This is a genomic window from Arthrobacter sp. 05L421 (genome assembly GCF_056397785.1).
Genome location: NZ_JBFTOC010000012.1, coordinates 18,247 through 31,770, shown reverse-complemented (window position 1 = coordinate 31,770; position 13,524 = coordinate 18,247). Strand labels below are relative to the sequence as shown.

Sequence of the window (13,524 nt, the reverse complement as noted above, 5' to 3'; positions counted from 1 at the left end):
GCCGGTCAACGACAAGAATCGCGGACTGCCGTCCGCCAATCGAAGGAGTGACGCCTTCATGGCAACTGTTCAGGAATCCATCGAAGTCAATGTTCCGCTGAGCCAGGCCTACAACCAGTGGACGCAGTTCGAGGAATTTCCGCACTTCATGAGCGGCGTGGAATCCGTTAGTCAGCTGGACGACACCACTGTCCATTTCAAGACCAGCATCGGTGGCGTCCGGCGTGAGTACGACGCGCGGATCACTACGCAGGAACCGGACCAGCGCGTGTCGTGGGAAAGCATTGATGAACCACGGAACGCTGGCACCGTCTGGTTCGATGCCCTCGGCGACGCCGAAACGAAAGTGAACGTCGAGCTGACCTGGGAGCCGGACTCGGCTGCGGAAAAAATCGGCGCGGCCATAGGCCTTGATTCCCGTCAGGTTGCTGTCGACCTGAAGAAATTCAAGCAGTTTATCGAAGAGCGCGGCGCCGAGACGGGCGGATGGCGCGGACGCGTGGACCCCGTCGCGCCCGGTGCCACTACTGCCGTACCGCTCCAGGAAGAAGTGGACTACGGCACGGAACCTGCCTTCCAGCGCGTGGACGCCGATCCAGACCTTGCCTCCGAGCCGCCCTTCGGCCAGGAACAGCAGCGCTGACCGGGTCACACTGACCTGGCTGGTCTGCGCAGATCAGCCTGGTATGCGCTGACCCACCTGGTTTGCATTTAGCGGACTGGCAGCAAAACGCCCCGCCTCCCTTTCGGGAGACGGGGCGTTTCACGTGGCGATCAACCGGGCGATGCCGGACTGCTGCCGGCCCGCTGCGGGGACTACTTGGTCAGCGTCGCAAGCACTTCGCTGAACGTCGCAGACGGGCGCATGACCGCTGAGGCCTTGGCCGCGTCCGGACGGTAGTACCCACCGATGTCCACCGCGGAGCCCTGCACGGCCAGGAGTTCGCCGGTGATGGTGTCTTCGTTTGAGTTCAGCGCGTCCGAAACGGCGGCAAAAGCCGCGGCGAGCTCGGCGTCGTCGTTCTGGCGGGCCAGTTCCTGGGCCCAGAACTTGGCCAGGTAGAAGTGGCTGCCGCGGTTGTCGAGCTCGCCGGCCTTGCGCTTCGGGGACTTGTCCTCCAGCAGGAACGTGCCGGTGGCGCGGTCCAGGGTGTCGGCCAGGACCTGGGCGCGGGCGTTGCCGGTGCTGGTGGCGAGGTGCTCGAAGCTGACCGCCAGCGCGAGGAATTCACCCAGGCTGTCCCAGCGCAGGTGGTTTTCCTTGAGCAGCTGCTGGACGTGCTTCGGGGCGGAGCCACCGGCGCCGGTCTCGAACAGGCCGCCGCCGTTGATCAGCGGCACCACGGAAAGCATCTTGGCGCTGGTGCCCAGTTCCAGGATCGGGAAGAGGTCCGTGAGGTAGTCGCGGAGCACGTTGCCGGTCACCGAGATGGTGTCCTCGCCCTTGCGGAGGCGTTCCACCGTGAAGGCGGTGGCCTTGTCCGGGGACATGATGGCGATTTCCAGGCCCTCGGTGTCGTGGTCCTTAAGGTATTCCTCCACCTTGGCGATCATCCGGGCGTCGTGCGCGCGGCCCTTGTCCAGCCAGAAGACGGCGGGCGTGGCGGAGGCGCGGGCACGGGTGACGGCCAGCTTGACCCAGTCACGGATCGGCACGTCCTTGGTCTGGCAGGCGCGCCAGATGTCGCCCGGGGCGACCTGGTGCTCGATCAGCACGGTGCCGGCGTCGTCGACGATCTGGACGGTGCCAGCTGACTGGATCTCGAACGTCTTGTCGTGGCTGCCGTATTCCTCGGCGGCCTGGGCCATGAGGCCGACGTTCGGGACGGTGCCCATGGTGGTGGGATCGAAGGCGCCGTGGGCGCGGCAGTCGTCGACGACCACCTGGTAGATGCCGGCGTAGCTGCTGTCCGGGAGGACGGCGAGGGTGTCGGCTTCCTTGCCGTCGCGGCCCCACATGTGGCCGGAGCTGCGGATCATGGCCGGCATTGAGGCGTCGACGATCACGTCGGAGGGCACATGCAGGTTGGTGATGCCCTTGTCGGAGTCGACCATGGCGAGTTCGGGACCGTCGTTGAGGCCCTTTTCGATGGCTGCCTGGACGTCGCCGCGGATCTCCTCCGGGAGGTCCTCGAGGCCGTTGAGGATGGAAGCCAGGCCGTTGTTGGGGCTCAGGCCGGCGGCGGCGATCTGCTCGCCGTAGGTGGCGAAGAGGTCAGCGAAGTAGGCCTTGACGACGTGGCCGAAGATGATCGGGTCCGAAACCTTCATCATGGTGGCCTTCAGGTGGGCGGAGAACAGCACGCCCTCATCCTTGGCCCGGACCACCTGGGCGGCCAGGAAAGCGTCCAGGGCCGCCGCGCGCATCACCGTGCCGTCGATGACCTCGCCGGCCAGGACCGGGAAGGCACGCTTGAGGACCTTGACCGTACCGTCTTCCTTGACGAGCTGGATCTTGATGTTGGTGTCCGCATCGATCACCACAGACTTCTCGTTGGAGCGGAAGTCATCGGCCTCCATGTGGGCCACGTTGGTCTTGGAGTCCGGGGTCCACGCACCCATGCTGTGCGGGTTCTGGCGGGCGTAGTTCTTGACCGACAGCGGGGCACGGCGGTCCGAGTTGCCTTCGCGCAGGACCGGGTTCACGGCGGAGCCCTTGATCTTGTCGTAGCGGGACCGGATGTCCGTTTCCTCATCAGAGGAGGGGTTGTCCGGGTAGTCCGGCAGGGCGTAGCCGTGGCCCTGGAGCTCGGCGACTGCGGCCTTCAGCTGCGGCACGGAGGCACTGATGTTGGGCAGCTTGATGATGTTGGCTTCGGGCGTCTTGGCAAGGGCACCAAGCTCGGCCAGGGCGTCGCTGAGGCGCTGCTCTTCGGTGAGGTAGTCGCCGAACGCGGCGATGATGCGGCCGGCCAGCGAGATGTCGCGGGTCTCCACTTCCACACCGGCCGTCGAGGCGAACGCCTCAATGATCGGCAAGAACGAATAGGTGGCCAGCATCGGCGCTTCGTCGGTGTGGGTATAGATAATCTTTGCCATTGCTCGGGCGTCTCCCTGAAGGTCTGGGTATTTCCGGAATCTTGTGTTATCTCAACACCCCTAACTTACCCGAGGTGCCCCCGTTGGTGCCTACCGGCGTCGTGCGCGGGCGGATGCGTGACACCTCAACGCCGCTTAACAAGAATTGACAAGCTACTTTACAGATTAGTCAATTTGCCGTAGTTTCGTTCCATCCAGCGGCCGCCAACCAGCGGCCGCCCCGCATTTCCACCGGTTAGGACACCATGAGAACACCCAAGACTCTGGCCACCAACCTGCTGACACTGTCGGCCGCCGCACTGCTGGCCCTGAGTGCCGCGGGGGCGGCCACCGCCTCCCCCGCGCCGGCCAAGGCACCGGTTTCCGCCTCCGATGTCGCAAGCCACACCGTCACCGAAACAGGGACGGCCGGCTACTGGACCGCGGAACGCATGCGCAACGCCGTTCCCGGCGACGTCCTGGCGGACAAGGCCATGAAACGCAATGGCAAGGCCACGGCTAAGCCCGCGGCGGCACTGCTGGAGGGTGCCGCCCCGAGCACGGTCGAAGCCGCTGCACCGAAGCGGCAGTCCCAGACGCTCCAGACCAAGGCGAATGCGAGCGAGACCCCCGTCCCGCACATCGGCAAGGTCTTCTTCACCCTCGGCGGGACCAACTACGTCTGCTCCGGCAACTCTGTCTCCTCCGCCAACAAGAGCACGGTCACCACGGCCGGACACTGCGTGAATGAGGGCCCGGGCGCCTTCGCCACCAAGTTCACGTTCGTCCCGGCGTACCTCAACGGCGCGGCCCCGTACGGCATGTGGACGGCCAAGGCCCTCTACGCCCCCACCCAGTGGAGCTCCGGGGGCGACATGACCTACGACACCGGCTTCGCCGTCATGTCCACGCTCAACGGCCAGTACCTGAGCGACGTCGTCGGCGGCTCCGGGCTGCAGTTCAACGCCGCCCGCGGCCTGAGCTACAAGTCATTCGGCTACCCCGCCGCGGCGCCCTTCAACGGGGAATCCCTCAAGAGCTGCTCCGGCACCGCCTCCAACGATCCCTACAACCCGCAGTTCAACACCCAGGGGATCGCCTGCAACATGACCGGTGGTTCCTCGGGCGGTCCGTGGTTCATCGGCACCAGCGCCTCCGGCTACCAGAACTCCATCAACAGCTACGGCTACGGCACCAACTCCACCAAGATGTACGGCCCGTACTGGGGCACAGTCATCCAGCATGCGTACACCACCGCGGCCGCCTCCTAGCCTGAGGGCACTGGCCCCGTACACGCGGGGCCAGTGCACCCAGGGCGTTGTTAACCAGCCCTGGTTGTTTAACCTTGTTACTCCAGCCTCGTTACCCAACCCTTATTACCCCAGCCTCGTTACCCAACCCTTATTACCCCAGCCTCGTTACCCAACCCTTATTACCCCAGCGTGGGGTTATTGCGGCCCCTCTTCAGCAGTGGGGAGGACGCGGTGGCCCCGCGCTGGCATCAATAGGCGACGGCGGATCACCGCTGGACATGCCCTCCCCACCCGCCAGGGCCCGGACATATACCCCCTATGTCCGGGCCTTGGCGTGAAAAATGAGCATGTGCCGGGCCTGTCCACGACCCTCCGCGATGAATGAGCATGTCCCGCGGCAAGAAAGAGCATGTCCCTGGCAAGAAAGAGCATGTCCCCAAGTTGGCCCTGCCAGGACCAGAGCCCACGGGACATGCTCTCCACACGCTGCGAGGCCAGGACATATCCCCCATATGCCCACTCCTTACCGCTCCTTACCGCAATAAATGAGCACGTCCCGCGGAAAGAATGAGCACGTCCCGCGGAAAGAATGAGCACGTCCCGCGGAAAGAATGAGCATGTCCCGCGGAGCTGTTTAGGAGCTTCGGCAAGAATAAGCATGCTCCCCGGTTAGCCCTGCCCGGGTCAGAGCTCACGGGGCATGCTCTCCGCACATCCCGAGGCCTGGACATATCCCCCATGCCGACCCCTTGCCGCGAAAATTGAGCATGTCCCGCGGAGCTGCCTCCACGCGCTCATGCTCTCCGCGATGAACGAGCATGCCCCTGGCAAGAATGAGCATGTCCCCTCGTTGGCCCTGCCCGGGTCAGAGCCCACGGGACATTCCCTACGCAGACCCCGAGGCCTGGACATATCCCCCATATGCCCACTCCATGCCGCGAAAATTGAGCATGTCCCGCGGCATGAATGGGCATATCCCGTGGTCCGGCCACCACCCCACTCTTAGGCACAAAAATGGACATGCCCTCCGGATAAGGGAGGGCATGTCCATTCTTTGTGGGGCTTCCTGGTGCCCCGGCGGGTCCAGTCAGACCTCGGTGCACCGAACCAAAGGCCTAGTGAAGAAAGGCCTAGTGGAAGAAGTGGCGGGCTCCCGTGAAGTACATGGTGATGCCGGCGGCGTTGGCCGCGGCGATGACTTCCTCGTCCCGAACGGATCCGCCGGGCTGGACCACGGCGCGGACGCCGGCATCGATCAGGATCTGGAGTCCGTCGGCGAACGGGAAGAACGCGTCGGAGGCCGCCACCGCGCCGCGTGCGCGCTCCGGCGAACCGCTGGCGTCGGCGTTGGAGGCCCCGCCTGCGCCGTCGACATCGGACGCCACGGTGACGCCGAGGGTGTTGGCGCGCTCGACAGCAAGCTTGCAGGAATCGAGCCGGTTGACCTGTCCCATGCCGATGCCGACGGCGGCACCGTTGTCCGCGAGCAGGATGGCGTTGGACTTCGCTGCGCGGCAGGCGGTCCAGGCGAACGCGAGGTCGGCCAGGGTGGCGGCGTCGGCGGCGTCGCCCGCGGCGAGGGTCCAGTTCGCGGGGGTGTCGCCGTCGGCGTCGACCTTGTCCGTGGCCTGGACCAGCATGCCGCCGGAGACCTGGCGGAACTCGGTCGGGTAGCGGCCGTATCCGTCGGGGAGGGCCAGGAGGCGGATGTTCTTCTTCTTGGACAGGATCTCCACGGCCTCGGCGTCGAAGCCCGGCGCGATGACGACCTCCGTGAAGATGCCGGCGACGGTGCGCGCCATGCCGGCGGTGACCGTGCGGTTCGCGGCGATGACGCCGCCGAACGCGGACACGGGATCGCAGGCGTGGGCCTTGGCGTGAGCGTCGGCGATGGGGTCAGCCGCGGACGCGGAAGCCACGGCCACGCCGCAGGGGTTGGCGTGCTTGATGATGGCGACGGCGGGCTCGGCGAAGTCGAAGGCGGCGCGCAGGGCGGCGTCGGCGTCGACGAAGTTGTTGTAGCTCATGGCCTTGCCGTGCAGCTGGTCGGCCTGCGCAATCCCGGCCGGGGCGGCCTTGTCAACATACAGTGCGGCCTGCTGGTGCGGGTTTTCGCCGTAGCGGAGCACCTCGGAGCGTTCCAGGGCCAGGCCGGCGTAGGCGGGCCAGTCGATCACGCCGTCGCCGTCCTCGTCGCGGAACTGGCTGGCGGTCCACGTGGCCACGGCGGTGTCATAGGCCGCGGTGTGCGCGAACGCCTTGGCGGCGAGCCGGCGCCGGGTCTTCAGGTCAAAGCCGCCCGAGGCGGCCGCCTCCACCACGGCACCGTAGGATGACGGGTCCACAACGATGGCGACGGCGGCGTGGTTCTTCGCGGCGGAGCGCACCATCGCGGGGCCACCGATGTCGATCTGCTCGACGACGTCGTCCGGCGCGGCACCGGACTTCACGGTCTCCACGAAGGGGTAGAGGTTGACGACGACGAGGTCGAACGGCTCGATCTCCATGTCCGCCAGCGTCTGCATGTGGGCCGGGACGCGGCGGTCCGCGAGGATGCCGCCGTGCACGCGCGGGTGCAGGGTCTTGACCCGGCCGTCCAGCATTTCCGGGGAGCCGGTGACTTCCTCGACTTCCTGCACGGGGATGCCCGCGGCTGCGATCTTCTTGGCCGTGGAGCCCGTGGAGACGATCTTGACGCCGGCGGCGTGCAGGCCCTGAGCGAGCTCCTCCAGACCGGTCTTGTCGTAGACCGAAATCAGTGCCCGGCGGATGGGCACTCGGTCGATGGATACACGGTCAAGCTGCGTGAAGCTCACAAAAGTCTCCGTCTTATATCGCGGCGGGGGCCGCGGGTGGTGGGGATGCGGCCAGTTTATCGCGTCCCGGTGCCGGGCCCTTCCGCGCGCCGGAGTGTGAAGCACGTGGGCCGCGGCCGGGCCACGTAGAGTTTTCACAGGAGGCCAAGATGAACACGTACACCACTGTGCCCAGCGGCGAACAGGTGGTCCAGGAGCTGCCGTGGCGGTGGAAGGTCCAAGGCCGGATCTTCCTGATCGGCGGACTGGGCTTCATGTTCGATGCCTGGGACGTCACGCTCAACGGCATCCTCATACCGTTGCTGTCCAAACACTGGTCGCTGAGCCCGGGCGATGCCGCCTGGATCGGCACGGCGAACCTGATTGGCATGGCCCTGGGCGCCTTTGTCTGGGGCACCATCGCGGACACCATCGGCCGCAAGAAGGCCTTCACTTCCACCCTGCTGATCTTTTCGATCTTCACCGTGTTCGGGGCGTTCTCCCCCGATTTTCTGTGGTTCGTCGCGTTCCGGTTCCTGGCCGGGTTCGGCCTGGGCGGCTGCATCCCGGTGGACTATGCGCTGGTGGGCGAGTTCACCCCGCGCAAACAGCGCGGCCGGGTGCTCACGGCGATGGACGGCTGGTGGCCGATCGGCGCGGCCCTTTGCGGTTTCGTCTCCGCCGGGCTGGTTGCGGCCTTCGCGGACTGGCGGCTGACCATGCTGGTCATGGTGCTCCCGGCGCTGCTGGTGTTCTGGATCCGCCGCAGCGTGCCGGAATCCCCGTTGTTCCTGATCCGCAAGGGCCGCCGCGAGGAAGCCGCGAAGGTGATCGACAGCCTGGTCGAGGCCACCGGCGCCGAGGCCCGGGTCTACAGCCTGCCCGCACCGCAGGACGCGCCCCGCCTCTCGGCCGGCAGCGCATGGACACAGTTGCGAGCACTCTGGCAGTTCAACTGGAAAATCACGACGGCGGCGTGGGCCCTCTTCTTCAGCATCCTGCTGGTCTACTACCTGTCGCTGACGTGGATGCCGCGGATCCTGATCGGCGCCGGCTTCGAGGAGTACAAGGCCTTCCTGACCACGGCGTCGATGGCCGCCGTCGGGCTCCTCGGCGTGGTGGTGGCCGCCCTGCTGGTGGAGCGGGTGGGCCGCAAGTGGATCCTGGCGATCACCGGCCCGCTGTCCGCGCTGACGCTGGTGATTGTGGCGATCGTGGTGGACATCCCCACGGCCGCGGTGTTCTGGCTCCTGGTGTTCGGCTTCGTGGTGCAGGTGGCCATCCCGGTGCTCTACGCGTACGTCTCCGAGCTGTACCCCACCGAGCTGCGCGGCTCCGGCTTCGGCTGGGCCTCGACGTTCTCCCGGCTCGGCGCCGGGTTCGGCCCGCTGATCTTCGCGGCCTTCCTGTGGCCGGAACTGGGCCTCGCGACGTCATTCGCGCTGGCCGGCGGACTGGTGCTGATCTCCGTGCTGTGGATGGCGTTCTTCGCCCCAGAAACCAAGCAGCGCCGGCTCGACTAACGTCCCCACTCCTTGCCCCTCAACCCAGCCTCGGCTGGCGAGTGCCGCGCGGACCTTGGAGACTGCGGCTCGCGCGTCGTTCTCCATGTGCCGCTTCGAGATCCGGACCAGGATCCAGCCAGCGCCGCTGAAGTCCTCTTCCCTGGCGATGTCACGGATGACCTGGGCCGGTTCGGAGTGCCCGTCACCTTCGTACTCCACGGCAACCCGGTGCTCCGGATAGGCAAGATCGGGTTGACGCACGACGCCGGAACGCAGCACTGTGGCCACGTTCAGTACCGGTTCCGGCAGTCCCGCACGGCACAGCGCAAGCCGGAGCCGCGTCTCGGGCGCCGAATCTGCACCGATCCGGGCCTGTTCCAGCGCGAGCCGCGCCTTCCGGATGCCGGGCGTACCCTTGTGCCGGTCCAGCAACTCGGTGAGTTCCCCAAGACTGGCATACGCCTCCGTACGGCTTTCAACGCCTGGCGCGGGTGGCGCAATAAGTGGTCCGCCACCACGGTCAGCTCATCGATGCTCATCTTCCGGGCGCAGTCCAACCAGGTCCTGGTCCTCGTGGTGACAAACACGCCGTCGACCGTCGTGATCTCGTCGGCGAAGAATTGCCCGACGTGGCCAATCACGCCCCTGCGCCGCGGTATTGCCATCGTGTCCGGACGGGAAATGTGGATGCCCGGGGTATGAGAGCCCGGGAGGAAGCCCGGAAACTCCCAGATCAGGAAGGCGGTCGCGTGGGAGACCGCAGAGAATCGCGTAATAAGGGCGAGGGGCCGGGCGTGGAGCTTCAGTTCAACAGAGTGTTCTGATGGCAACCGGACCCCGCGGCTCGGGATGTACAGGGATCGATGCTTGAGCCTGCGCCGGCTGACTCCGGCGTCGGCTGCCTCCGAGACGGTAAAGGGCGCCGAGCGGAGCGGCGCCGGGAGTGGCCGGGGTGTCTTCATCGACCTATCGTCGCAAGGCCGAGGACTTCGTCGGGGAGTTATCCACAGACCGTGACCCGTCTAGCCAACTAGCTAGCAGCAGGGGCCGTTTTGGGCGCTCAAAACGGCCCCTGCTGCGAGTCAGTTGGGTGCGCGGCAGTCGGGCAGGTCAGGCAGGGGCGTGCCGGGCTGCGGCCAGGGATGCCAGGGTGGAGACCAGGAGCCGGCGCTCCACGACCTTGATGCGCTCGTGCAGGGATTCCTCGCTCTCGCCGTCCCCGATCGCCACGGCTTCCTGCGCGATGATGGGGCCGGTGTCCACCCCGGCGTCGGCCCAGTGCACAGTGCAGCCGGTGACCTTCACGCCGTAGGCCAGCGCGTCGCGGACACCGTGGGCGCCGGGGAAGGACGGCAGCAGCGCCGGATGCGTGTTGAGGTATTTGCCGCCAAACGCGTCGATGAAGTCCGCGCTGACAATCCGCATGAAGCCTGAGGACACCACCACATCCGGGGCGAAGCCGGCAACGGCCTCGGTCAGCGCCGTGTTCCAGGCCGCCCGGTCCGGGTACGCCTTGAAGTCCACCACGAACGTGGGGATGCCGGCGGCGGCTGAGCGCTCCACCCCGAAAGTCCCCGGCCGGTCGGCGCCGACGGCGGCGATCTCGACGTCGAGCGCGCCGGACTTAGCGGCATCGATAACTGCCTGGAGGTTGGAGCCGGTGCCGGAAACGAGGACAACTATGCGCATGGTCCTAGCTTATGGGGCCGCTCGCGTAGGCTGGAAAACATGAATTCCCCCACGGACTCCGGCAAACCCCAGCCGGGCCCGCATCCGCACGCCCCGGCGGTCCAAGAATCCACGCGGCTGACCCACACCCTGTTCCGGCTGTTCATCGTCGCGGTCCTGGGCTCCTTCTTCGTCTTCCAACTCGACGTGAGCTACCTGTGGCTGACGGCCCTGCTCACGGCGGCCGCGATTGTGCTGGGCATCGTGGTGCTGATCCGGGCGGCGAAGTACAAGGAATCGCGGCTGGTCCTGTTCGGCACGATTTCCGGGCTGGTGGTCTCGGCGGTGATGCTGCTGGTGATCCTGGCCTCGACCCTGTTCTTCAACCAGATCCGCGACTACCAGCAGTGCGTCCGCCACGCCTTGACGCAGCAGGCAACCTCGGAATGCCGGACGCAGCTGGAGAACTCCATGCCCACGCAGCTGCGCTAGCCGTCCTGCCAAACGGTTCCCCTGGCAGCTGGCCTCGCAGCGCGTCAGGGAGAGACTGTCAGCGGCTGTTGACCGTCTCCAGGTCTGCCTCGCGCAGCTTCTGCTGGCGTTCCAGCCAGGGTCCGGCCGCGTAGCCGATCACGACGCCGATCCCCACCTCCGCGGCCACGAACAGTGCCATGCTGAGCGGGTCGGGCCCGATCTCCGTCAGCCGCCCGATGCCGGCCGAGCCGCGGGCCAGCCAGGCGAGTCCCGCCGCGAGCAGCCCCGCCACGGAGCCGATCACCGCGCCCAGCACCAGGGTGGAGGCCGCGGCGGTAAACCAGCGGGCCCGGATCTTGATGGACAGCCATTCGTCGAAGTGGTTTTCGCCTTCGCGCAGGAACCACCAGCCGGCCAGCGCCCCGGCCAGCGCCGGCACCACCAGGGCCACGAAACCGAAGTCGAGCGAGCCGGACGGCAGCGCGGCGAACACCGGAACGGACGGCAGCGGGCCGACGGCGGTCCCGAGCGGCCCGGCCAGCGAGCCGACGCCGAGGGCGAACCCCGAGCCGGAGATCCACGCCAGGGCAAACACGACGAGGTTGGGCAGGAAGCCGAGCTGCACAATGGTGAGCACGCCGCCGCCCATGGCACCGGCGTCGAGCCCTTCATAGACGGCCACCACGAGGTTCCAGTGAATAAAGAGGTCGACGGCGAGCAGCGCCGCCGACATCGCCAGGCTCGCCATCAGCGCCACCGAGCCGGCTTTGATGGCCGAGCCCAGGTAGGAGCCGGCCCAGCGGGAGTGCTGGCTGGTGCGGGACAGCCAGGCCACGGCGTCGACGCCGATCAGCCGGCTCCACGAGCCTGCCTCGCGGCGCGCGCCCACCACCATGCCGAGCCCGAACGGGATGAGGGGAATGAACGCGGCGGCCCAGAGACTGATGCCGACGTCGGCCGCACGGCAGACGAAGCCCGTGGTGATCCCGAACGCCGCGTACATCAGCCAGGACCCGAGCAGCGCCTGCCAGAGCTGGTCCGTGTAGGAGGCACGGGCCAGACGCCGTCCGGCACGCCAGGCGAGCAGAAACGGGATGAGGGTCAGACCCAGCGGGATGAGCGAGAGCGTGCCGGATTCCGGGTACGCGGCGGACCCTGCGCCGGGAGTGTCCAGCAGCAGGGGGACGCCGTGGATCAGCAGCCAGGCCTGGCCGGCCAGGCGGGCCAGGACGTCGAATCCGCTGTGCTGGAATCCGGCCGTGGCCCAGACCATGACGATCGGCGCCACCACCACCAAGGCGGAAATGACGGCGGCCTGGGCGGACTCGAGGGCACCCTGCAGCCCCAGGGGCATGGGAAGGCCACGTTGTCCGGTCTGATCAGCGCGCAGTTTCATCGAGATCCATGGTGCCATGGGCCCGGCATCCGGCCGGTTTCCGACAGGCACATTGCCCAGATCCGCGGTATTTGCCGTCCGGGCCTCCCGGCGCTTTTTCCAGACCCGGGTCGTAAAATTGTTAGTGTCCGCAATCAGTGGTTGGAGGCAGAAAATGACTACTGCATCTCCCCATGCGCATGGCGTTCACTTCGGTCGGACAGATGTACAGAACGTTGGCATGGGTGTGGGTATCGTCCTGATCGTCGTGGGCATCTTGGGGTTCATCCCCGGCATCACTACGAACTACAGCGAACTGAGGTTCTTCGGGCCTGATTCCAAGGCCCTGTTCCTGGGCCTGTTCCAGGTGTCGATGTTGCTGAACATCGTTCAGCTCGCGATCGGCGCCACCGGCCTGACCATGTCCCGGACTGCCATGGGCGCCCGGAATTTCCTCATGGGCTCCGGTCTGCTGTACATCGTCCTTAGCATTTACGGTTTCATCGTCGGCGTGAATTCGGCGGCCAACTTCCTGTCGCTGAACACCATGGACAATTGGGCCTTCATGGTAATGGGCATAGTAATGGCCGGCGCAGGCTGGCTGATGACGAGGCACCTTGAAGAAGACGTAGAGACCCGGTCATCAACCCCCGGGACATAGGGAGCCGCGAATGAGTAACGTTTCATAGTATTCAGAAAATTCGTACTACCTGCTGGTGCAGTGGTTTAGCGGAAACGCGGCGGCTGCACCAGCTTCCTGTGTGCCCGGTTTCTGCTTGGGCACGGCGTCCGGACAACGACGGCGGCGGCAAGGTTTCCGCGTACGACATGCGCCCAACTGACTGGCAGCAGGGGCCGTCCTGAGGGTTCAAAACGGCCCCTGCTGCGAGCCAGTTGGGCTGACGTGCTAGGTGGTGCTGTCCTCCACGCGGGGCGGAAGGGTGTCCCACTCCGTTTCCGTGGCGCGCATCCAGGGAAATGGCAGCAGTTCCTTGATCCGGACCTTCCCCACTTCGCCCTCGGCATCGACCAGGACGGAGGTTTCGGTTCCGTAGGAACGCAGCAGTTCCCGGCAGAGGCCACACGGGTTCGTGACCTGGGGTTGTCCCTGCCCGTCCATGCTGACGGCCACCACGGAGTGGATTGATGCCTCCTGCGCCATGCGGGCATTGGCGAGGGCGCTGGATTCGGCGCACACATTGATGCGCTTTGCGCCAATGTGCAGTCCGAGGTAGATGGCCCCGGACCCACCGCGCATGGCCGCGGCCACCCGGTGGTTCTCGCTGTGGTGGGCAGTCAGCAACAGCCCACGCGCTGCCTCGTAAAGCTCCACGTCTGACGCGCTGAGGTCAAAGGAGATCACTTTTGCCTCCGCGCCTCTTCCGTCCGGGCGACTCGCGTCCATTGGGGGTTCCCACTTTCCGTTCAAACTGTCC

11 protein-coding genes are annotated in these 13,524 nt (G+C 66.3%); 6 read left to right on the top strand and 5 right to left on the bottom strand.

The features are described from left to right. Positions 1 to 58 precede the first annotated feature (58 nt). Complete coding sequence (locus tag AC1DKQ_RS14480; protein ID WP_476919375.1) at positions 59 to 643, top strand: SRPBCC family protein; 585 nt, start codon at positions 59 to 61, stop codon at positions 641 to 643. 173 nt (positions 644 to 816) lie between these two features. Here AC1DKQ_RS14480 and AC1DKQ_RS14475 read toward each other — a convergent pair whose 3' ends face one another. Then, the gene (locus AC1DKQ_RS14475; RefSeq protein WP_476919374.1) at positions 817 to 3,039 is read right to left on the bottom strand and encodes an NADP-dependent isocitrate dehydrogenase; all 2,223 of its coding nucleotides are present in this window, start codon (positions 3,037 to 3,039) and stop codon (positions 817 to 819) included. A gap of 245 nt (positions 3,040 to 3,284) precedes the next feature. On the opposite strand from AC1DKQ_RS14475, the gene AC1DKQ_RS14470 reads away from it, so the two are divergent. Continuing rightward, the gene (locus AC1DKQ_RS14470; protein ID WP_476919373.1) at positions 3,285 to 4,289 is read left to right on the top strand and encodes a trypsin-like serine peptidase; all 1,005 of its coding nucleotides are present in this window, start codon (positions 3,285 to 3,287) and stop codon (positions 4,287 to 4,289) included. 1,112 nt (positions 4,290 to 5,401) lie between these two features. Here the strand turns inward: AC1DKQ_RS14470 and purH are convergent. Continuing rightward, a complete protein-coding gene (purH, locus tag AC1DKQ_RS14465) occupies positions 5,402 to 7,087 on the bottom strand; it encodes a bifunctional phosphoribosylaminoimidazolecarboxamide formyltransferase/IMP cyclohydrolase (protein WP_476919372.1) in 1,686 nt (561 codons plus the stop codon). Positions 7,088 to 7,236: 149 nt separating this feature from the next. Here purH and AC1DKQ_RS14460 point away from each other — a divergent pair, with 149 nt between their 5' ends. Both AC1DKQ_RS14460 and AC1DKQ_RS14455 read left to right on the top strand, forming a co-directional pair. Next, positions 7,237 to 8,589, top strand: a complete 1,353-nt coding sequence (locus tag AC1DKQ_RS14460) for an MFS transporter (RefSeq protein ID WP_476919371.1) — start codon at positions 7,237 to 7,239, stop codon at positions 8,587 to 8,589. Between the two features lie 12 nt (positions 8,590 to 8,601). Further along, positions 8,602 to 9,273: a hypothetical protein gene (locus AC1DKQ_RS14455; protein WP_476919370.1), complete on the top strand. Its 672-nt coding sequence runs from the start codon at positions 8,602 to 8,604 to the stop codon at positions 9,271 to 9,273. Positions 9,274 to 9,681: 408 nt separating this feature from the next. Here AC1DKQ_RS14455 and purN read toward each other — a convergent pair whose 3' ends face one another. Beyond that, positions 9,682 to 10,260 (bottom strand): phosphoribosylglycinamide formyltransferase, encoded by a 579-nt coding sequence (gene purN / locus AC1DKQ_RS14450; RefSeq protein WP_476919369.1) that lies wholly within the window; start codon positions 10,258 to 10,260, stop codon positions 9,682 to 9,684. Between the two features lie 39 nt (positions 10,261 to 10,299). On the opposite strand from purN, the gene AC1DKQ_RS14445 reads away from it, so the two are divergent. Next, positions 10,300 to 10,731, top strand: a complete 432-nt coding sequence (locus AC1DKQ_RS14445) for a hypothetical protein (RefSeq protein WP_476919368.1) — start codon at positions 10,300 to 10,302, stop codon at positions 10,729 to 10,731. A 58-nt stretch (positions 10,732 to 10,789) separates the two neighbouring features. On the opposite strand, the gene AC1DKQ_RS14440 is transcribed toward AC1DKQ_RS14445, so the two are convergent. After that, the gene (locus AC1DKQ_RS14440; protein WP_476919367.1) at positions 10,790 to 12,109 is read right to left on the bottom strand and encodes a cell division protein PerM; all 1,320 of its coding nucleotides are present in this window, start codon (positions 12,107 to 12,109) and stop codon (positions 10,790 to 10,792) included. Between the two features lie 220 nt (positions 12,110 to 12,329). Here AC1DKQ_RS14440 and AC1DKQ_RS14435 point away from each other — a divergent pair, with 220 nt between their 5' ends. Then, the gene (locus tag AC1DKQ_RS14435) at positions 12,330 to 12,749 is read left to right on the top strand and encodes a DUF4383 domain-containing protein (RefSeq protein ID WP_476919366.1); all 420 of its coding nucleotides are present in this window, start codon (positions 12,330 to 12,332) and stop codon (positions 12,747 to 12,749) included. Between the two features lie 246 nt (positions 12,750 to 12,995). Here the strand turns inward: AC1DKQ_RS14435 and AC1DKQ_RS14430 are convergent, their stop codons facing one another. Beyond that, positions 12,996 to 13,451, bottom strand: coding sequence for a cytidine/deoxycytidylate deaminase family protein (locus tag AC1DKQ_RS14430; protein WP_476919365.1), 456 nt, complete (start codon positions 13,449 to 13,451; stop codon positions 12,996 to 12,998). Between the last annotated feature and the right edge of the window lie 73 nt (positions 13,452 to 13,524).

Excerpts from the sequence above, each read along its gene's own strand:
- AC1DKQ_RS14480 (WP_476919375.1), top strand. The coding sequence starts at position 59 with ATGGCAACTGTTCAGGAATCCATCGAAGTCAATGTTCCGCTGAGCCAG.
- AC1DKQ_RS14475 (WP_476919374.1), bottom strand. The coding sequence starts at position 3,039 with ATGGCAAAGATTATCTATACCCACACCGACGAAGCGCCGATGCTGGCC.
- AC1DKQ_RS14470 (WP_476919373.1), top strand. The coding sequence starts at position 3,285 with ATGAGAACACCCAAGACTCTGGCCACCAACCTGCTGACACTGTCGGCC.
- AC1DKQ_RS14460 (WP_476919371.1), top strand. The coding sequence starts at position 7,237 with ATGAACACGTACACCACTGTGCCCAGCGGCGAACAGGTGGTCCAGGAG.
- purN (WP_476919369.1), bottom strand. The coding sequence starts at position 10,260 with ATGCGCATAGTTGTCCTCGTTTCCGGCACCGGCTCCAACCTCCAGGCA.
- AC1DKQ_RS14445 (WP_476919368.1), top strand. The coding sequence starts at position 10,300 with ATGAATTCCCCCACGGACTCCGGCAAACCCCAGCCGGGCCCGCATCCG.
- AC1DKQ_RS14440 (WP_476919367.1), bottom strand. The coding sequence starts at position 12,109 with ATGAAACTGCGCGCTGATCAGACCGGACAACGTGGCCTTCCCATGCCC.
- AC1DKQ_RS14435 (WP_476919366.1), top strand. The coding sequence starts at position 12,330 with ATGGGTGTGGGTATCGTCCTGATCGTCGTGGGCATCTTGGGGTTCATC.